Raw genomic sequence first — 19,430 nt, forward strand, 5'->3', positions numbered from 1 at the left:
GGTGGCTCCTTGATGGACGTTAACAACTTCGAATTTATGAAAATAGGTTTAGCTTCTCCTGAAAAAATCCGTTCGTGGTCTCGCGGGGAAGTGAAAAAGCCGGAAACTATCAATTACAGAACCCTTAAGCCCGAAAAAGAAGGTTTGTTTTGTGAGAAGATTTTCGGACCAACCAAAGACTGGGAATGCCATTGTGGTAAATACAAACGTGTCCGTTATAAGGGTGTCGTTTGTGATCGCTGTGGAGTAGAAGTAACCCGCCAGAAAGTCCGCCGTGAACGGATGGGACATATCGAGTTAGCCGCTCCGGTATCCCACATCTGGTATTTTAAAGGAATTCCAAGCCGTATGGGTTTAGCGTTGGATATGTCTCCTCGTTCCCTAGAAGAGATTATCTATTTTGCATCCTATGTCGTGACGGATCCTGGAGATACACCGCTTGAGAAAAAACAACTCCTTTCCGAAAAGGAATACCGCAGTTACCGTGAGAAATATGGCTATGCGTTCCAAGCAGGAATGGGTGCTGAAGCTGTAAAAAAACTGCTGCAAGATATTGAAATCGAACGTGAAGTGGAGATGCTGAAGGAAGAGCTGAAGACCGCTCAGGGACAGCGCCGCAACCGTGCGATCAAACGTCTTGAAGTTATGGAAGCTTTCCGTAATTCGAAAAACATGCCGGGATGGATGGTTCTTGATGTCCTTCCTGTTATTCCTCCTGAGCTTCGTCCTATGGTTCAATTGGATGGCGGACGTTTTGCAACATCCGATTTGAATGACTTGTACCGCCGTGTAATTAACCGGAACAACCGCTTGAAAAGGCTGTTGGATTTGGGTGCACCGGATATTATCGTACAAAATGAAAAACGGATGCTTCAGGAAGCTGTCGATGCCTTAATCGATAATGGTCGTCGTGGCCGTCCAGTAACGGGTCCGGGTAACCGTCCTTTGAAATCCCTAAGCCATATGCTAAAAGGGAAACAGGGTCGTTTTCGCCAGAATCTATTGGGTAAACGTGTCGATTATTCCGGTCGTTCCGTTATCGTCGTAGGTCCTAGCTTGAAAATGTATCAATGTGGACTTCCTAAAGAAATGGCTTTGGAGCTATTCAAACCTTTCGTTATGAAAGAATTGGTGAATAAAGGTCTTGCCCATAATATCAAGAGCGCTAAACGTAAGGTAGAACGTGTGAGCCCTGAGGTATGGGACGTATTGGAGGAAGTCATCCGGGAACATCCGGTGCTCTTAAACCGTGCGCCTACGCTTCATAGACTAGGTATTCAAGCGTTTGAGCCCATCTTGGTTGAAGGACGTGCAATTAAGCTACATCCATTAGTATGTACGGCTTATAATGCCGACTTTGATGGTGACCAAATGGCTGTTCACGTTCCTTTATCAGCGGAAGCCCAAGCGGAAGCTCGTTTGCTAATGTTAGCTTCAGGTAACATCTTGAATCCTAAGGATGGCAAACCGGTAGTTACGCCGTCGCAGGATATGATCTTGGGTAGCTTTTATTTAACAACGGATAATAAAGAAGCTCTAGGAGCGTTGACTATTGTTCGTACTGTGCATGAAGCAGTCTCGATGTACCAACGTGGTGCCGCAGCCTTGCATGCACGGATTGCGATTCCAGCTAAAGCGTTGAATAAAACAAGCTTTACACCTGAGCAGCAAGAAGCGATTTTGATCACTACGGTTGGTAAAGTGATCTTCAATGAAATCTATCCAGCGGACTTCCCTTATATTAACGAGCCGACAAAAGCGAATTTACTGAACGGTACATCCGATCAATATTTCGTTTTTGAAAAGGGCGCTAATATTCGAGAAATTATGCAGGAACTTCCTGAAGCTAAGGCTGTAGGTAAAGAATATTTAGGTTCTATAATTGCGGAATGCTTCCGTAAATACCATACTACGTTAACCTCCATTATTTTGGATCGCATTAAAGAGCTTGGCTTTACTTATTCAACGAAATCGGGGATTACCATCGCTGTTGCGGATGTAACCGTTCCGTTGGAGAAAGAAGCTATTTTGAAGGAATGCGATGATAAAGTAACGATGGTAACGAACCAATACCGCCGCGGCTTAATAACCGATGAAGAGCGTTATGATCGTGTTATTACGATTTGGAGTAAGGCGAAGGACGAAATCACAGATATCTTGATGAAATCCCTCGACAAATACAATTCCATCAATATGATGGTTGAATCCAAAGCGCGTGGTAACAAATCGCAAATTACACAGCTTGGCGGTATGCGTGGTTTGATGGCTAATCCATCGGGTAGAATTATTGAGTTACCAATCAAATCCAACTTCCGTGAAGGCTTAACCGTACTAGAATACTTTATTTCTACGCATGGTGCTCGGAAAGGTTTGGCCGATACGGCACTTCGTACTGCTGACTCCGGCTACTTGACGCGTCGTCTTGTCGATGTAGCGCAGGACGTTATTGTCAGAGAAGACGATTGTGGTACGGATAAGGGCTTTACCGTTAGCAAAATCCAAGATGGCAAAGAAGTCATTGAGGATCTGTATGACCGTATCGAAGGACGTTACGCTTTTGAAGTGATTCGTGACCCGAAAACAAGCGAAATCATTGTTGGGCGTAATGAACTCATCGAATCGAATATTGCGGATAAAATTATTGCTGCCGGTATTGAAAAGCTGCAGATTCGTTCTGTACTTAGCTGCCGTTCGCACCACGGCGTATGCAAAAAATGCTATGGGCGTAACTTGGCAACAGGACAGTTTGTAGAGATCGGTGAAGCCGTGGGTATTATCGCAGCACAATCCATTGGTGAGCCAGGAACACAGCTTACTATGCGTACGTTCCATACGGGTGGTGTTGCCGGCGATGATATTACACAAGGTTTGCCACGTATCCAGGAATTGTTTGAAGCCAGAAACCCTAAAGGCCAAGCTATTATTTCCGAGATCGATGGTGTCGTTAAAGAAATTCGCGAAGCCAAAGACCGTCGTGAAATTGAAGTATTGGGCGAGGCTGAATCTAAGACCTATGCCGTTCCTTATGGCTCACGTATACGTGTTTCGCTTAACCAACAGGTTGAGGCCGGCGATGAATTGACAGAAGGATCGATTGACCCTAAAGAAATGCTGCGTATTAAAGGTATTCGTGGGGTACAAAACTACATCCTTCAAGAAGTTCAACGTGTATACCGTAACCAAGGGGTAGAAATTAACGATAAACATATCGAGGTTATGGTTCGCCAAATGCTTCGTAAAATACGTATCGTTGATGCGGGGAATACAACATTGCTTCCAGGTTCATTCGTCGATATCCATGAGTATGAAGAAGCCAACAAAGTGGCTTTGTTCTCAGGACAAGAGCCTGCTGTTGCCAAACCAGTTCTTCTCGGTATCACTAAAGCATCACTTGAGACGGATTCATTCCTATCGGCAGCATCCTTCCAAGAAACGACCCGTGTATTGACGGATGCCGCAATTAAAGGCAAAGTCGATAAATTGCTCGGATTGAAGGAGAATGTTATTATCGGTAAGCTGATTCCTGCGGGAACAGGTATGCACAGATATCGTGACATCCGGATAACTACTCCGAATGACGCGGATCAAGGTGATAACAAATCTTTGGAGTTGGAAGTAGTAGCTGTTGATTAATAGAGATTGAAGGCTATATACTTGCCTTTACAAAGGTTTTACATGAAATTCTTTGTAGGGGCAAGTAATTTTCTTGACAATGGTACTTTCATAGTGCTATTATATCGAAGTGTGCCATTTTGCGACGTGTTTCCTTGAGCTTTGGAGGATATTTTTTATGTCTTATGAAAAAGTAAAACAGGCTGCAAACATAAGTATTGGCATAAAGCAAACAACAAGAATGGTGGAATTAGGCAAGTCCTCCGAAGTTTTTGTTGCTAAAGATGCAGATCCGCGAATAACGATAAAGATGGTTACCCTTTGCAAAAAGGTAGGGGTGCCAGTAACCTACGTCGATTCCTTGAAGTTGTTAGGTAAAGCGTGCGGTATTGATGTTGGAGCTGCGGTAGCAGCTATAGTGAATGAATAAGCAAGATCCGTTTTTGTCCAATAAACAGAAATGTTCGCGGCAAAAGCTTTTCGTTTGTTCATTTATGATTCGCCTGGATCTGTGGGCTTGAAAGTAAATTAATAGTAGTGGAAGGAGGTAGCAAAATGCCAACAATTAACCAGCTAGTTCGTAAAGGACGCCAGGCCAAAGTGGAGAAATCCAAATCACCTGCGCTTCAAAGAGGATTTAATGCTTTGAAAAGAGAAGCAACTGACATCAGCGCTCCTCAAAAGCGTGGAGTATGTACGCGTGTTGGAACCATGACACCAAAGAAACCTAACTCAGCACTTCGTAAATATGCACGTGTTCGTTTGACTAACCGTGTAGAAGTTACTGCGTATATCCCAGGTATCGGACACAATCTGCAAGAGCATAGTGTGGTATTGATTCGTGGAGGTAGAATTAAAGATCTTCCAGGAGTTCGTTATCATATCGTGCGCGGCGCATTGGATACATCCGGTGTAAACAACCGTAAGCAAGCTCGTTCCAAATATGGTACTAAACGCCCGAAAGCAGCTAAAAAGTAATTATGAATAAAAATAAGAATGAGTTTTTTAGAAAGGGGGATAACTATGCCTCGTAAAGGTCCAGTTACTCGCAGAGACGTATTACCAGATCCTATTTATAGCAGCAAACTTGTTACTCGTCTAATCAATCGCATTATGCTCGATGGCAAAAGAGGTGTTGCTCAGACCATTTTGTACAATGCATTCAAAATGATTCAAGAACGTACAGGCAAAGAGCCAATGGAAGTTTTTGAACAAGCCATTAAAAATATTATGCCTGTTCTTGAGGTTAAAGCTCGCCGTGTAGGCGGAGCGAACTATCAAGTGCCGATCGAAGTTAGACCTGATCGTCGTACGACATTAGGACTTCGTTGGTTGGTTAATTATTCTCGCCTTCGTGGTGAGAAGACTATGGAAGAAAGACTAGCTCAAGAAATTATTGATGCTAGCAACAATACAGGATCTTCCGTTAAGAAACGTGAAGATACTCACAAAATGGCTGAAGCTAATAAAGCATTTGCACATTACCGCTGGTAGAATTTAAATTCCGTATAATTTGAAAGGAGACATCCTGATGGCTAGAGAGTTCTCCTTGAAAGATACACGTAATATTGGGATTATGGCGCATATTGATGCTGGTAAAACTACCACGACTGAGCGTATCTTATTCTTTACAGGCCGTACTCACAAAATCGGAGAAGTGCATGATGGCGCTGCGACGATGGACTGGATGGAGCAAGAGCAGGAGCGCGGAATTACGATTACTTCCGCTGCTACAACTGCCGCTTGGAAGGGTCACCGCATTAATATTATCGATACCCCGGGACACGTTGACTTCACTGTTGAAGTAGAACGCTCCCTGCGTGTGTTGGACGGGGCAGTTGGAGTATTCAGCGCTAAAGAAGGCGTTGAGCCTCAGTCGGAAACGGTGTGGCGTCAAGCTGACCGTTATAATGTTCCTCGGATTGCTTATGTTAATAAAATGGATATCATCGGAGCTGACTTTCTTGGAGCGATCCAGCAAATGCGCGAGAAATTAGGCGCTAATGCAATTGCTATTCAATTGCCGATTGGTGCTGAAAGCGATTTTGACGGCATCATTGACTTGATTGAACAGAAAGCACACATCTTCAAAGATGATAAAGGTGAAAACATCGAGATAGTTGATATCCCTGATGAATTCAAAGACCAAGTTGAAGAATTAAGACTTGAGTTAGTTGAAAAAATAGCAGAGCTTGACGAAGAGCTGACCATGAAATACCTTGAAGGTGAAGAAATCACTGTTGAGGAACTCAAAGCAGCACTACGTCTCGGCGTATGCCAAGTAAAAATCTTTCCTGTTATTTGCGGTTCGTCATACAGAAATAAAGGTGTTCAATTGATGATGGATGCGGTTGTAGATTACCTACCATCTCCTCTTGATGTGCCTGATATTAAAGGCGTGCTGGATGACGGCACAGAAGTCATCCGTAAATCTTCGGATGAACAGCCTTTCTCAGCACTTGCCTTTAAAATCATGACGGATCCTTATGTAGGAAAGCTTACTTTCTTCCGTGTTTACTCTGGTGTGTTAAATTCAGGATCTTATGTACTTAACGCTACCAAAGGCAAACGCGAAAGAGTTGGACGTATTCTGCAAATGCACGCAAATGCACGTCAAGAGATCAGCATCGTTTATGCTGGTGACATTGCAGCGGCTGTAGGCTTGAAGGATACAACAACGGGTGATACACTTTGTGAAGAGAAGCACCCAGTAATCCTTGAGAAAATGAATTTCCCTGATCCTGTTATTCAACTTGCTGTTGAGCCGAAAACGAAGGCTGACCAAGATAGAATGGGTATTGCTTTATCCAAGCTGTCTGAAGAAGATCCGACTTTCCGTGCACATACAGATGAAGAAACGGGTCAAACGATCATTGCTGGTATGGGTGAGCTTCATCTAGAGGTTCTAGTAGACCGTATGCTTCGTGAATTCAAGGTAGAAACCAACGTGGGTAAACCTCAGGTTGCTTACCGTGAAACGTTCCGTGCAGAAGCTAGAGTTGAAGGTAAGTTTGTACGCCAATCCGGTGGTCGTGGACAATATGGACATTGTTGGGTTATCTTTGGACCGCAAGAACCGGGAGCTGGCTTCCTGTTTGAAAGCAAGGTCGTAGGTGGTTCTATTCCTAGAGAATTTATCGCCCCGATTCAAGCCGGTATCGAAGAAACAATGAAAAACGGTGTTATTGCCGGTTTCCCATTGGTTGATATTAAAGCAACTGTGGTTGACGGCTCCTATCATGATGTTGACTCGAATGAAATGGCATTTAAAATTGCCGGATCGATGGCTTTGAAGGCAGCAGCAGAAAAATGCCGCCCAGTATTGCTTGAGCCTATTATGAAAGTAGAAGTAACCGTACCAGAAGAGTACATGGGTGACGTCATTGGTGACTTGAACTCACGCCGTGGTCGGATCGAAGGAATGGATTCTCGTTTCGGAGCGCAAATTATCCGTTCGAAAGTGCCTCTCTCCGAGATGTTCGGATATTCCACGACATTGCGTTCCCGTACCCAAGGACGCGGTGTATACTCGATGGAATTATCACATTATGAAGAAGTGCCTAAGTCCATTTCGGAAGAAATTATTGCGAAACACAAAGGCGCATAATATAAAATATAAGTTATTCGAGGAGGCAATCTAAGCCATGGGAAAAGCGAAATTCGAACGTAATAAACCGCATGTTAACATCGGGACTATCGGTCACGTTGACCACGGAAAAACAACACTAACTGCAGCTATCACAACTGTACTATCCAAAAGATACGGTGGCGCAGCAGTAGCTTTTGACCAAATTGACAAAGCACCAGAAGAGCGCGAACGCGGTATCACTATCTCAACAGCACACGTTGAGTATGAAACGCCTAACCGTCACTATGCACACGTTGACTGCCCAGGACATGCTGACTATGTTAAGAACATGATCACAGGCGCAGCACAAATGGATGGAGCTATCCTAGTAGTATCTGCTACTGATGGTCCTATGCCACAAACTCGTGAGCACATTCTTCTGTCCCGCCAAGTTGGCGTACCTTACATCGTTGTATTTTTGAACAAATGCGACATGGTAGATGACGAAGAGCTTCTTGAATTGGTTGAGATGGAAGTTCGCGACCTTCTTAATGAATATGAATTCCCAGGTGACGATACTCCAATCATCCGTGGAGCAGCTCGTGAAGCTTTGGCAAACCCAGAGGGCCCTTGGGCTGATAAAATCGTCGAATTGTTTGAACAAGTCGATACTTTTATCCCAACTCCTGAGCGTCAAACTGAAAAGCCTTTCTTGATGCCGGTTGAGGATGTATTCTCAATCACAGGTCGTGGTACTGTTGCTACAGGTCGTGTAGAGCGTGGTACTGTTAAAATTCAAGAAGAAGTTGAAATCATTGGTCTTCAAGAAGAAACTCGCAAATGTATCGTTACAGGCGTAGAAATGTTCCGCAAATTGTTGGACTCCGCACAAGCGGGCGACAACATTGGCGCATTGCTTCGTGGTGTAGACCGTAAAGATATCGAGCGTGGTCAAGTATTGGCTAAACCGGGTTCCGTTAAAGCCCATACTGCATTTTCCGCTTCAATCTACGTTCTTACTAAAGAAGAGGGTGGCCGTCATAAGCCTTTCTTTACAGGCTACCGTCCACAGTTCTACTTCCGTACAACTGACGTAACAGGTATTATCTCCTTGCCTGAGGGTACTGAAATGGTTATGCCTGGTGATAACATCACCGTTACGGTTGACCTGATCTCCCCAATTGCTATTGAAGAAGGTACTCGTTTTGCGATTCGTGAAGGCGGTCGTACTGTTGGTGCAGGCGCTGTAGCTACAATCACTAAATAAGTACATGCAATCTAGAAGAGCCTTCCATCAGATTGATGGAAGGCTCTTGCTTTGTAAGCACGTTTTGTGATGACTTTGGGCTATTAAAAATAAAATATAAATAAAGCAAAGTTCTTCTTGCTTTTTCTTTGGGTATTTTATATAATAGTTAACGTTGGTCTGAGACGTTGCGATGATGTGAGAGGTTGCTGACACACCCGGCCCCTTTGCCATGGGGAAGGCGTCAGGAGATTTTCACTGAGTATGTCCGATACTAAATTGGGCGAAAGAAGGAGGGAATACTATGGCAAAGCAAAAAATTCGTATTCGTTTGAAGGCATATGATCACAGAATTCTTGATCAATCTGCTGAGAAAATTGTTGAAACTGCAAAACGTTCCGGTGCAAGCGTATCTGGACCGATTCCATTACCTACGGAGAAAACAATCATTACTGTTCTTCGTGCCGTACACAAATACAAAGATTCGCGTGAGCAATTTGAACAACGCACACATAAGCGTTTGATCGATATTGTAAATCCGACTCCACAAACTGTTGATGCATTGATGCGTTTGGATCTGCCATCCGGTGTGGATATCGAAATTAAATTGTAATGCACATGTGCATAAATAATTGATAGTTATAAGAAGAAAAGAGGTGTCAACGATGACTAAAGGTATCTTAGGAAAAAAGCTTGGAATGACCCAAGTATTTACTCCAGAAGGCTTGGTAATTCCTGTAACGGTAATTCTAGCTGGTCCTTGCACGGTTTTGCAAAAGAAGGACGCTGAGAACGACGGATACGAAGCTATTCAAATCGGTTTTGATGATAAGAAAGAAAGAAAAGCAATTAAACCTGAGTTGGGCCATGCGAAAAAAGCGGGTGCAACACCTAAGCGCTACATTAAAGAGTTTCGCGGTATTCAGATCTCTGAATACGAAGTTGGCCAAGAAATCAAAGCTGACTTATTCACAGAAGGCGAATTCGTTGATGTTACAGGTACTTCCAAGGGTAAAGGGTTCCAAGGTTCCATTAAGAGACATAACCAATCCGTAGGTCCTATGGCACACGGTTCGCGTTATCATCGTGGTCCAGGTTCCATGGGTTCCATTCAATCCAACCGTGTTCCAAAAGGCAAAAAGCTTCCAGGACACATGGGTCATGAAACGGTTACCATTCAACGCCTTGAAGTAATTAGAGTCGATACGGAGCGTAATGTGATCCTTGTAAGAGGTTCCATTCCAGGTCCTAAAAATAGCTACGTGAGCCTTAAATCTACAGTTAAGTAAAGCAGGAAAGGAGGATTAACAGATGCCAAAAGTAGCCCTATATAATGTAACAGGTACCCAAATAGGGGAAGTTGAATTAGCGGATTCCGTTTTCGGTATTGAACCGCATTCCCATATTTTGAATGAAGCTGTACTGATGCAACGTGCTTCCATGAGACTTGGAACACACAAAGTCAAAGGACGTTCTGAAGTACGCGGTGGTGGACGTAAGCCATGGAAACAAAAAGGAACAGGTCGTGCTCGCCAAGGTAGTATTCGTGCCCCTCAATGGAAGGGCGGCGGTGTTGTATTCGGACCAACTCCACGGAGTTATGCATACAAACTTCCTAAAAAAGTTCGTCGTATTGCAATCAAATCTGCGTTATCTTCTAAGGTAAACAGTAATGAAATCATCGTGTTGGATCAATTGCTATTGAATCAACCGAAGACCAAAGAGTTTGCAGCCATTCTTGGCAATTTGAAAGTGGATCGTAAAGCTTTAGTAGTAACAGCTGGTTATGAAGAAAACGTAGCATTATCTGCTCGTAATATTCCAGGCGTGAAATTTGTTGTCGCTGAAAGTATTAATGTGCTTGATGTTATGGTATATGACAAGCTGATCATCACTAAAGAAGCGATACAGAAAGTAGAGGAGGTTTTTGCATAATGAAAGATCCTCGCGATATTATTAAACGCCCTGTAATCACAGAACGTACAAGTGATATGATGGCTGAGAAAAAATACGTGTTTGAAGTTGAGCTTCGTGCTAACAAAACAGAAATTAAATTAGCGATTGAGCAAATCTTCAAAGTGAAAGTAAATAAAGTTAACACTTTGAGAATGCCTGCTAAGCCTAAGCGTTACGGTCGTCATGCTGGGTATACATCCGAATGGAAAAAAGCGATTGTTTCACTAAGCGCTGATAGCAAAGAGCTTGAGTTTTTCGAGAGCGTGTAATTAACTTTTCAAGTAAGGAGGAATCCAAGTGCCAATCAAAAAATATAAACCAACGTCACCTGCAAGACGTGCTATGTCGGTTTCGACATTTGAAGAAATCACCACGTCAACACCAGAGAAGTCTTTGTTGGCTCCTTTGTTTAAACATGCTGGACGTAATAACCAAGGTAAAATTACGGTTCGCCATCAAGGTGGAGGACATAAACGTAAATACCGGATTATCGATTTCAAACGTAATAAAGATGGAATACCAGGTCGCGTTGCTACAATAGAATACGATCCAAACCGTTCGGCTAACATTGCTTTGATTCATTATGTTGATGGTGAAAAGCGTTATATCATCGCTCCTAAGAATCTTAAAGTAGATGATCGCATTGAATCGGGTCCAGCAGCTGATATCAAGATCGGTAACGCGTTGCCGCTTGAGAATATCCCTGTAGGTACAGTTATCCACAACATCGAATTGAAGCCTGGTAAGGGTGGACAATTGGTGCGTGCAGCTGGTACAGAAGCTCAATTGCTTGGTAAAGAAGAAGCTTATGTAACGATCCGCCTTACTTCCGGCGAAGTTAGACGAGTTTTGAAGGTTTGCCGCGCAACCATTGGTTCTGTTGGTAACGAAGATTATGAATTGATCAAAATCGGTAAAGCTGGACGTTCGCGCTGGTTGGGCCAAAGACCTGAAGTTCGTGGTGTTGTTATGAACCCTAACGATCACCCACACGGTGGTGGTGAAGGCCGTGCTCCAATCGGTCGTAAATCTCCAATGTCTCCTTGGGGTAAACCGACTCTTGGTTACAAAACACGTAAAAAAGGTAAAGCTTCTGATAAATATATCGTTCGTCGTCGCACGAAATAATCGGAAATCAGTAGGGTTTGAAGAAAGGAGGAACGAAATATGGGTCGCAGTTTGAAAAAAGGTCCGTTTATTGACGGCTACCTGATGAAGAAAGTTGAAGCACAAGGTGATACTCAAAAGAAACAAGTTATCAAAACTTGGTCACGTCGTTCGACAATCTTTCCTCAATTTATCGGTTTCACATTTGCGGTATATGATGGCAGAAAGCACGTGCCGGTATACGTAACTGAGGATATGGTTGGACATAAGCTTGGAGAGTTTGCTCCAACTCGTACTTACAAAGGTCATGATGACGACAAGAAAACAAGCAAACGCTAATTAAAGATTCGTTTATGAAATAAGTAGTGAATGAAAGGAGGTACTTCAATATGCAAGAAGCAAAATGTATAGCAAGATATGTTCGTATTGCTCCCCGTAAAGTGCAGTTGGTCATTGACTTGATCCGTGGCAAAAAAGTAGGAGAAGCAATCGCAATTCTGCGTCATACACCAAGATCTGCTTCACCGATCGTTGAGAAAGTTTTGAACTCTGCCATTGCTAATGCTGAGCACAACTATTCTTTGGATCCGAACAACTTGGTTATTTCACAAACTTTTGTAAACCAAGGTCCAACAATGAAAAGGTTCCGTCCTCGTGCTATGGGACGTGCAAGCCGTATCAATAAACGTACCAGCCACATTACAATCGTGGTATCCGAAAAATAAGGGAGGGATAACGTGTGGGTCAAAAAGTAAACCCGGTAGGTTTTAGAGTGGGAGTCATTCGCGATTGGGAATCCAAATGGTACGCTGGTAAAGATTTCGGCGATTTACTCATTGAGGATTTGAGAATCCGTGAATATTTAAAGACTAAGCTGAAAGATTCAGCTGTATCGCATATCGAAATTGAGCGTGCTGCTAACCGTGTGAATGTAACCATTCAAACAGCTAAGCCTGGTATGGTTATCGGTAAAGGCGGAGCAGAGATCGAAGTTATTCGTAACTACATCGCTAATCTGTCCAACGGCAAAAAGATTCATATCAATATCTCTGAAATCAAGAACCCTGAGCTGGATGCGATTTTGGTTGCTGAAAGCATTGCACAACAATTAGAACGTCGTGTATCGTTCCGTCGTGCGATGAAGCAAGCGATCCAAAGATCCATGAGAGCCGGAGCAAAAGGAATTAAAACAGCAGTAAGCGGTCGTTTAGGCGGAGCTGAAATCGCTAGAAATGAAGGTTACAGTGAAGGTACAGTACCTCTTCATACATTGCGTGCAGATATTGACTATGGTACAGCAGAAGCTGCAACCACTTATGGACGTATCGGCGTAAAAGTATGGATCTATCGCGGCGAAGTTCTTCCACCGGCTAAGAAAAAGGCTGTTACGGAAGGAGATAACTAACTATGTTAGTTCCAAAACGTGTCAAACATCGTAAAGAATTCCGCGGTAAAATGCGTGGTAATGCAAAAGGCGGAACAGAAGTAAGCTTCGGTGAATTCGGTTTACAAGCGCTTGAGCCTTCGTGGATCACCAATCGCCAAATCGAGGCAGCTCGTATTGCAATGACTCGTTACATCAAACGGGGCGGTAAAGTTTGGATCAAAATTTTCCCATCAAAGCCAGCAACACAAAAGCCACTTGAGGTTCGTATGGGTAGTGGTAAAGGTAATGTTGAAAAATGGGTTTGTGTCGTAAAACCAGGTAAAATTATGTTCGAGCTTGCAGGTGTAAGCGAGGAAATCGCTCGCGAAGCATTGCGTCTGGCTGCTCATAAGCTTCCGATCAAAACAAAGTTCGTTAAAAGAGAAGATGTAGGTGGTGAAGCAAATGAAGGCTAGTGAATTTCGCAACCTAACCACTGCTGAAATTGAACAAAAAATTGCCGGCTTTAAGGAAAGACTCTTTAGCCTCCGTTTTCAACTAGCTACCGGTCAACTGGAAAACCCAGTTCAGATCCGGGAAGTCCGCAAAGAGATTGCTCGTGCAAAGACTGTTTTGCGTGAAAGAGAACTGGGGATCATTAGTTAATGAGTGAGAGAGGAGGATCTTCAATGACTGAACGTAACGATCGAAAGAATCAGGTAGGTAAAGTTGTTAGTGACAAGATGGAGAAAACTATCGTTGTTGCTGTTGAAACATACAAAAAACATAACCTTTATCACAAAAGAATTAAATCAACAAAGAAATTCAAAGCACATGATGAAAATAACGAAGCTAAAATCGGTGACGTTGTGAAAATTATGGAGACTCGTCCGTTGTCGAAAGACAAGCGTTGGAGACTGACTGAGATTGTTGAAAAAGGCGTTTTATCATAAATTAGCTTATAATTAGCATCATTTCCGGAAGGAGGGTTTAAACAATGATACAACCTCTATCTCGTTTAAAAGTAGCTGACAATTCTGGAGCTAAGCAATTGATGTGCATTCGCGTACTTGGTGGTACAGGTCGTCGTGTGGGTCATATTGGTGATTTAATCATCTGCTCGGTAAAAGAAGCAACACCAGGTGGCGTTGTCAAAAAGGGTGACGTAGTAAAGGCAGTTATTGTTCGTACGAAAAGTGGTGCACGTCGTAAAGATGGTTCATACATCAGCTTCGATGAGAATGCAGCAGTAATCGTTAAGGATGATAAAAGTCCTCGCGGAACTCGGATTTTTGGACCAGTTGCTCGTGAACTTCGCGACAGGGATTTTATGAAAATCGTTTCACTTGCTCCAGAAGTTATCTAATATAAATATGCTTACGAAGTTAGCGTTCTTCGAACGCTCTCAGGAGGTGGAAACTCAATGCCAAAGCAACCCAAGAAATTGGAGTCTCACAATAATAAGCTAAACGTTAAAAAAGACGATAAAGTGTTCGTTATTACAGGCAAGGATAAAGGTAAAAAAGGCCGTGTAATCGCTGCATACCCTCGTGAAAACCGCGTTCTGGTCGAAGGTGTGAACATGATCAAAAAACACAGCAAACCATCACAAGCTAACCCTCAGGGTGGTATCATTTCACAAGAAGCATCGATTCATGTGTCTAACGTGATGCTGATTGATCCTAAGAGCGGCCTGCCTACCCGTGTAGGTTACAAAGTTCTGGACAACGGTAAGAAAGTGCGTGTAGCTCAAAAATCCGGTGAAGTTATCGATTAATCGAAATCGTTAGGAAAGGAGGTACGTGAAAGATGGCAGCAAGGTTAAAAGATCGTTTCTTAAATGAAGTTACTCCTGCTTTGATGCAGAAATTCAGTTACACAACGGTTATGCAGGTGCCTAAGATTGATAAGGTTGTAATTAACATGGGTGTTGGTGAAGCAGTTTCCAATTCCAAAGTGCTAGATGTAGCTCTTCAAGATCTTCAATTGATCGCTGGTCAAAAGCCAGTAGTAACTAAAGCGAAGAAATCAATCGCAGGCTTCAAATTGCGTGAAAATATGCCAATCGGTGTAAAAGTAACGCTCCGCGGCGAGCGCATGTATCATTTCTTGGACAAATTGTTCAACGTAGCGCTTCCTCGTGTTCGTGACTTCCGTGGCGTATCGTCTAAAGCATTTGACGGTCGCGGCAACTATACATTAGGTCTTAAAGAACAATTGATCTTTCCTGAAATCGAGTACGATAAAGTAGATAAAGTGCGCGGCATGGATATCGTTATCGTAACGACTGCAAGATCGGACGAAGAGTCCCGTGAATTATTAACCCAATTAGGAATGCCGTTTACCAAATAAGGTGACGGTACAACCGGAGGTGTAAAAATAAGTGGCAAAAACTTCAATGATCGTGAAGCAACAGCGCACCCCGAAGTTTAAGGTGCAGGCCTATACACGCTGCGAACGCTGTGGCCGTCCGCATTCGGTTCTTCGGAAGTTCAAAATTTGCAGAATTTGTTTCCGCGAATTAGCACACAAAGGCCAGATCCCTGGCGTCAAAAAAGCAAGCTGGTAATTACCCAAGTTTCGGGAAGGAGGTTCACAAATATGGTGATGTCAGATCCTATTGCAGATATGCTAACACGTATTCGTAATGCAAACGTTGTGCGTCATGAAACGGTAGAAATCCCTGCTTCGACGGTCAAAAGAGAAATTGCTGAGATCCTCAAAAAAGAAGGTTTTATCCGCGACGCTGAATATATTGAAGACAACAAACAAGGTATTATCCGCGTATTTTTGAAATACGGTCCTAACAATGAACGTGTTATCTCCGGTCTGAAAAGAATTAGCAAACCGGGCTTGCGTGTTTACACAAAAAGCCAAGAGGTTCCACGTGTATTGGGCGGATTGGGAATAGCGATTATCTCCACTTCCCAAGGCGTTATGACAGATAAAGAAGCTCGTCAAACTAAAGCTGGCGGAGAAGTTATCTGCTACGTTTGGTAATATAGAATTTAAATGAACGGAGGTGCATACCATGTCACGTATTGGTCGCAAGCCAATTACAATTCCGAGTGGAGTTAATATTACACTCGACAACACTTTTATTACGGTTAAAGGCCCTAAAGGTACTTTATCACGTGAGCTACACAAAGATATGAAACTGGTCGTCGGCGAAGCTGAAATTTCTGTTGAACGTCCATCCGATAATAAATTGCATCGTTCTCTACACGGTACTACAAGAAGCGTTGTTGCTAACATGGTTAGCGGTGTTACCGAAGGCTTTGCAAAAAACCTAGAGTTGGTTGGAGTTGGATACCGCGCTAATAAAACTGGTGATAAGCTAGTATTAAACGTTGGTTACTCCCATCCTGTTGAAATCGAGCCGGAAAGCGGCATCGAATTTGATGTTCCTACGAACACTAAAATAACGGTTAAAGGTATCGATAAGGAATTAGTCGGAGCAACTGCTGCTAAGATTCGTTCTGTTCGTGAACCAGAACCTTATAAAGGTAAAGGTATTAAGTATGAAGGCGAACGCATTCTTCGTAAAGAAGGTAAAGCCGGTAAGAAGAAGTAAGCTTGCATAATGCGAGTTAACCTCTCATTTAAGTTGGAAGGAGCGAACCTCGAATGATTAATAAAAGCGATAAAAACAAAGCACGTCTGAAAAGACATTTACGTGTGCGTAAGAAAATTCAAGGAACGGCATTACGTCCGCGCCTGAATATCTTCCGTTCATCCAAGCATATGTACGCACAATTAATTGATGATGTACAAGGCGTTACAATTGTATCGGCTTCCACTCAAGATAAAGAGTTGAAAGATGGCATTAGTAATGGCGGAAATGCAGAAGCAGCTCGCAAGGTCGGATCTTTAATTGCAGAGCGCGCTAAGCAAAACGGAGTAGAAAAAGTAGTTTTTGACCGCGGTGGATACTTATATCACGGACGTGTGCAAGCATTAGCTGATGCAGCTCGTGAAGCTGGTCTTGAATTTTAATCGAACTATACAAGGAGGTAAAATCACTTGCGTATTGATCCCAATACTTTAGAGTTAACAGAAAAAGTTGTTAACATTAACCGTGTATCTAAGGTAGTTAAAGGCGGACGTCGCTTCAGCTTCAGCGCTCTAGTTGTTGTTGGCGATGGTAATGGCTATGTAGGCGCAGGAATCGGTAAGGCTGGCGAAGTACCTGATGCGATTCGTAAAGGTATTGAAGATGCTAAGAAAAACCTGATTCATGTACCTATTGTTGGCACTACAATCCCTCACTTGGTTATCGGTAAATTTGGAGCAGGAAACGTACTATTGAAGCCTGCATCCAAGGGTACCGGAGTTATCGCCGGTGGACCAGTTCGTGCGGTTTTAGAACTTGCAGGTGTTGGCGATATCTTGACAAAATCACTTGGTTCTTCCAACTCCATTAACATGGTAAATGCTACTCTTGAAGGTTTGCAACGTCTAAAGCGTGCTGAAGAAGTTGCAAAGTTGCGTGGCAAAACTGTTGAAGAATTATTAGGTTAGGAGGGATATCATGGCTAAACAATTGCAAATTACCCTCAAACGCAGCCTGATCGGCCGCCCAGAAACACAACGCCGTACTGTAGTATCACTTGGATTGCGCAAGTTGAACTCTACGGTTACACAAAATGATAATGCAGCGATTCGCGGCATGGTCAACCAAGTAAGCCATTTAGTTGAAGTTAAAGAACTGGAAGCATAAATTGCTTTACAAAACGTAATAAGAGGAGGTGCAAACGATGAAATTGCATGAGCTTACTCCGGCTATTGGGTCCCGTAAGGCCCGCAAGCGTGTGGGTCGCGGTATTGGTAGCGGTATGGGAAAAACTTCAACTCGTGGACATAAAGGACAAAACTCTCGCTCCGGCGGTGGTGTTCGTCCAGGCTTTGAGGGGGGACAAAATCCTCTTTATCGTCGCTTGCCTAAACGTGGATTTACAAACAAATGGCGCAAAGAATTTGCTATTGTAAATCTTACTGAGCTTAACAAATTTGCTGCGGGAACTGAAGTAACTCCAGAAGTTCTTCAAGAGTCCGGTATTGTCAAAAATGCTAGAGATGGAATCAAAATCTTGGGCAATGGCGATATTACAGTTCAGTTGAACGTAAAGGCTAACAAGTTCTCTCAATCTGCGGTAGAGAAAATTCAGGCTGCCGGCGGTAAAACCGAGGTGATTTAATGTTACGTACCATATCCAATATTATGAAAGTGGACGATCTGAGAAGAAGAATTTTCTTTACCTTATTGGTATTGATCGTCTACAGAATTGGTGCTTTCATTCCGGTGCCTAACATAAACACAGATATGCTAAAGCTTCAGGACCAAGCCAATACAAGTGATGTTTTTGGTTTGATGAATACTTTCTCCGGTGGTGCCTTGTTCCAATTCTCCATCTTCGCGATGGGAATTATGCCTTATATTACAGCCTCGATTATAGTCCAACTATTATCGATGGATGTAATTCCTAGGTTTGCGCAATGGGCCAAAGAAGGCGAAGTAGGCAGAAAGAAGCTAGCACAGATTACCCGTTACGGTACAATAGGATTAGGGATTATCCAGGCATTTGGTTTGGCTATCGGATTTAACCGAATCTACACAGGATTAGTTGTGGATCCAACATTCGCAACCTATGCTTTGATCGCAATCGTTCTGACAGCGGGAACTGCTTTTCTGATGTGGTTAGGGGAACAAATCACCGAGAATGGGATTGGAAATGGTATTTCCATTATCATCTTCGCGGGAATTGTAGCTGCAATTCCAACAGGGATATCGCAGATTTACAAAACCCAGTTAGCCGATGCTGGAGATGCACTGTTCTTGAATATTATCAAAGTAGTGCTCATCGTGATTGTAATTATCGCTTTGATCGCTGGGGTTATCTTCATTCAACAAGGCATTCGCAAAATTCCGGTGCAATATGCTAAACGGGTAGTTGGTCGTAAAACGTACGGTGGTCAATCTACGCATATTCCGTTAAAAGTAAATGCGGCGGGTGTAATACCAGTTATTTTTGCTTTATCGTTGCTAGTCTTTCCTCCTACGCTTGCGAGCTTCTGGAGAGGCAATCCGGTAGCAGACTGGATCATTACGAACTTAAGTTATACACAACCGTTAGGTATGGTTTTGTATGTTCTGTTAATCATTGGGTTCACCTTTTTCTACACGTTTGTCCAGATCAATCCTGAACAAATGGCAGACCAAATGAAAAAGAACGGTGGTTACATACCGGGAATTCGTCCTGGGAAAACAACTTCCGTATATCTAACAAGAGTAATGACACGCATTACCTTGTCGGGCGCTTTATTCTTGGCTGCTATATCCATAGTCCCTATGGCGCTTGGGAATTTAGCTGGCTTGCCAGCTTCCGTACAAATCGGCGGTACTTCCTTACTAATCGTCATTGGTGTGGGACTGGAAACGATGAAACAGGTTGAAAGCCAATTGATCAAACGCCACTACAAAGGGTTCATTAATAAATAGTGAATAGGTTCTGATAGTGAATATTCACTATCGGCACCTATTATTCTGTTAGCATCATTTGCTGTAAGTAGGGAGG

Annotated in this window: 28 protein-coding genes; all 28 read left to right on the forward strand. The window is 43.1% G+C overall.

The window, feature by feature from the left end; genetic code table 11:
• The first annotated feature begins 9 nt into the window (after positions 1-9).
• The 28 genes from rpoC to secY all read left to right on the forward strand — a co-directional run bounded on the left by rpoC (position 10) and on the right by secY (position 19,354).
• Positions 10-3,633: a DNA-directed RNA polymerase subunit beta' gene (gene rpoC, locus G9U52_RS36010; RefSeq protein ID WP_166157410.1), complete on the forward strand. Its 3,624-nt coding sequence runs from the start codon at positions 10-12 to the stop codon at positions 3,631-3,633.
• Between the two features lie 157 nt (positions 3,634-3,790).
• Positions 3,791-4,042, forward strand: coding sequence for a ribosomal L7Ae/L30e/S12e/Gadd45 family protein (locus tag G9U52_RS36015; protein WP_166157413.1), 252 nt, complete (start codon positions 3,791-3,793; stop codon positions 4,040-4,042).
• Positions 4,043-4,167: 125 nt separating this feature from the next.
• Positions 4,168-4,590 (forward strand): 30S ribosomal protein S12, encoded by a 423-nt coding sequence (rpsL, locus tag G9U52_RS36020; RefSeq protein WP_166157416.1) that lies wholly within the window; start codon positions 4,168-4,170, stop codon positions 4,588-4,590.
• Positions 4,591-4,635: 45 nt separating this feature from the next.
• Positions 4,636-5,106 carry a 30S ribosomal protein S7 gene (rpsG, locus tag G9U52_RS36025; protein WP_166157419.1) on the forward strand — a complete coding sequence of 157 codons (471 nt, stop codon included), beginning with the start codon at positions 4,636-4,638 and terminating at the stop codon, positions 5,104-5,106.
• Positions 5,107-5,143: 37 nt separating this feature from the next.
• Entirely contained in the window at positions 5,144-7,219 is a 2,076-nt protein-coding gene (gene fusA, locus G9U52_RS36030; protein ID WP_166157422.1) for an elongation factor G, read from the forward strand.
• Positions 7,220-7,256: 37 nt separating this feature from the next.
• Positions 7,257-8,447 carry an elongation factor Tu gene (gene tuf, locus G9U52_RS36035; protein ID WP_166157425.1) on the forward strand — a complete coding sequence of 397 codons (1,191 nt, stop codon included), beginning with the start codon at positions 7,257-7,259 and terminating at the stop codon, positions 8,445-8,447.
• 283 nt (positions 8,448-8,730) lie between these two features.
• The gene (rpsJ, locus tag G9U52_RS36040; protein WP_076237484.1) at positions 8,731-9,039 is read left to right on the forward strand and encodes a 30S ribosomal protein S10; all 309 of its coding nucleotides are present in this window, start codon (positions 8,731-8,733) and stop codon (positions 9,037-9,039) included.
• 52 nt (positions 9,040-9,091) lie between these two features.
• Positions 9,092-9,715, forward strand: a complete 624-nt coding sequence (gene rplC, locus G9U52_RS36045; protein ID WP_166157428.1) for a 50S ribosomal protein L3 — start codon at positions 9,092-9,094, stop codon at positions 9,713-9,715.
• 22 nt (positions 9,716-9,737) lie between these two features.
• Positions 9,738-10,361 (forward strand): 50S ribosomal protein L4, encoded by a 624-nt coding sequence (gene rplD, locus G9U52_RS36050; RefSeq protein ID WP_166157431.1) that lies wholly within the window; start codon positions 9,738-9,740, stop codon positions 10,359-10,361.
• Positions 10,361-10,651, forward strand: coding sequence for a 50S ribosomal protein L23 (rplW, locus tag G9U52_RS36055; RefSeq protein WP_166157434.1), 291 nt, complete (start codon positions 10,361-10,363; stop codon positions 10,649-10,651). The genes rplD and rplW overlap by 1 nt, the downstream gene beginning before the upstream one ends.
• A 28-nt stretch (positions 10,652-10,679) precedes the next feature.
• On the forward strand, positions 10,680-11,510 hold the full coding sequence (gene rplB / locus G9U52_RS36060; protein WP_166157436.1) for a 50S ribosomal protein L2: 831 nt from the start codon (positions 10,680-10,682) through the stop codon (positions 11,508-11,510).
• 39 nt (positions 11,511-11,549) lie between these two features.
• On the forward strand, positions 11,550-11,828 hold the full coding sequence (rpsS, locus tag G9U52_RS36065; RefSeq protein WP_166157439.1) for a 30S ribosomal protein S19: 279 nt from the start codon (positions 11,550-11,552) through the stop codon (positions 11,826-11,828).
• Positions 11,829-11,878: 50 nt separating this feature from the next.
• A complete protein-coding gene (rplV, locus tag G9U52_RS36070; RefSeq protein ID WP_166157441.1) occupies positions 11,879-12,214 on the forward strand; it encodes a 50S ribosomal protein L22 in 336 nt (111 codons plus the stop codon).
• Between the two features lie 14 nt (positions 12,215-12,228).
• Positions 12,229-12,894: a 30S ribosomal protein S3 gene (gene rpsC, locus G9U52_RS36075; RefSeq protein ID WP_166157444.1), complete on the forward strand. Its 666-nt coding sequence runs from the start codon at positions 12,229-12,231 to the stop codon at positions 12,892-12,894.
• Between the two features lie 2 nt (positions 12,895-12,896).
• A complete protein-coding gene (gene rplP, locus G9U52_RS36080; protein ID WP_166157447.1) occupies positions 12,897-13,331 on the forward strand; it encodes a 50S ribosomal protein L16 in 435 nt (144 codons plus the stop codon).
• Positions 13,321-13,521, forward strand: coding sequence for a 50S ribosomal protein L29 (gene rpmC / locus G9U52_RS36085; protein WP_076237459.1), 201 nt, complete (start codon positions 13,321-13,323; stop codon positions 13,519-13,521). The genes rplP and rpmC overlap by 11 nt, the downstream gene beginning before the upstream one ends.
• Positions 13,522-13,544: 23 nt before the next feature.
• Entirely contained in the window at positions 13,545-13,808 is a 264-nt protein-coding gene (gene rpsQ / locus G9U52_RS36090) for a 30S ribosomal protein S17 (protein ID WP_166157450.1), read from the forward strand.
• A gap of 44 nt (positions 13,809-13,852) precedes the next feature.
• Positions 13,853-14,221, forward strand: a complete 369-nt coding sequence (gene rplN, locus G9U52_RS36095; RefSeq protein ID WP_028552006.1) for a 50S ribosomal protein L14 — start codon at positions 13,853-13,855, stop codon at positions 14,219-14,221.
• 57 nt (positions 14,222-14,278) lie between these two features.
• On the forward strand, positions 14,279-14,632 hold the full coding sequence (gene rplX / locus G9U52_RS36100) for a 50S ribosomal protein L24 (RefSeq protein WP_166157453.1): 354 nt from the start codon (positions 14,279-14,281) through the stop codon (positions 14,630-14,632).
• 32 nt (positions 14,633-14,664) lie between these two features.
• On the forward strand, positions 14,665-15,207 hold the full coding sequence (gene rplE, locus G9U52_RS36105; RefSeq protein ID WP_166157456.1) for a 50S ribosomal protein L5: 543 nt from the start codon (positions 14,665-14,667) through the stop codon (positions 15,205-15,207).
• 31 nt (positions 15,208-15,238) lie between these two features.
• The gene (locus G9U52_RS36110) at positions 15,239-15,424 is read left to right on the forward strand and encodes a type Z 30S ribosomal protein S14 (protein ID WP_166157460.1); all 186 of its coding nucleotides are present in this window, start codon (positions 15,239-15,241) and stop codon (positions 15,422-15,424) included.
• A 32-nt stretch (positions 15,425-15,456) separates the two neighbouring features.
• Complete coding sequence (gene rpsH, locus G9U52_RS36115) at positions 15,457-15,855, forward strand: 30S ribosomal protein S8 (RefSeq protein WP_076237442.1); 399 nt, start codon at positions 15,457-15,459, stop codon at positions 15,853-15,855.
• Between the two features lie 31 nt (positions 15,856-15,886).
• Entirely contained in the window at positions 15,887-16,429 is a 543-nt protein-coding gene (rplF, locus tag G9U52_RS36120) for a 50S ribosomal protein L6 (RefSeq protein ID WP_166157463.1), read from the forward strand.
• Positions 16,430-16,482: 53 nt separating this feature from the next.
• Positions 16,483-16,851 (forward strand): 50S ribosomal protein L18, encoded by a 369-nt coding sequence (gene rplR, locus G9U52_RS36125; RefSeq protein WP_166157466.1) that lies wholly within the window; start codon positions 16,483-16,485, stop codon positions 16,849-16,851.
• 27 nt (positions 16,852-16,878) lie between these two features.
• On the forward strand, positions 16,879-17,376 hold the full coding sequence (gene rpsE, locus G9U52_RS36130; protein WP_166157469.1) for a 30S ribosomal protein S5: 498 nt from the start codon (positions 16,879-16,881) through the stop codon (positions 17,374-17,376).
• 10 nt (positions 17,377-17,386) lie between these two features.
• A complete protein-coding gene (rpmD, locus tag G9U52_RS36135) occupies positions 17,387-17,575 on the forward strand; it encodes a 50S ribosomal protein L30 (RefSeq protein WP_166157472.1) in 189 nt (62 codons plus the stop codon).
• 37 nt (positions 17,576-17,612) lie between these two features.
• Positions 17,613-18,053 carry a 50S ribosomal protein L15 gene (rplO, locus tag G9U52_RS36140; RefSeq protein WP_166157475.1) on the forward strand — a complete coding sequence of 147 codons (441 nt, stop codon included), beginning with the start codon at positions 17,613-17,615 and terminating at the stop codon, positions 18,051-18,053.
• On the forward strand, positions 18,053-19,354 hold the full coding sequence (gene secY, locus G9U52_RS36145; RefSeq protein WP_166157478.1) for a preprotein translocase subunit SecY: 1,302 nt from the start codon (positions 18,053-18,055) through the stop codon (positions 19,352-19,354). Before rplO ends, secY begins: the two co-directional genes overlap by 1 nt.
• Positions 19,355-19,430 lie beyond the last annotated feature (76 nt).

This window comes from Paenibacillus agricola (assembly GCF_011440305.1).
Taxonomy (GTDB): domain Bacteria; phylum Bacillota; class Bacilli; order Paenibacillales; family NBRC-103111; genus Paenibacillus_S; species Paenibacillus_S agricola.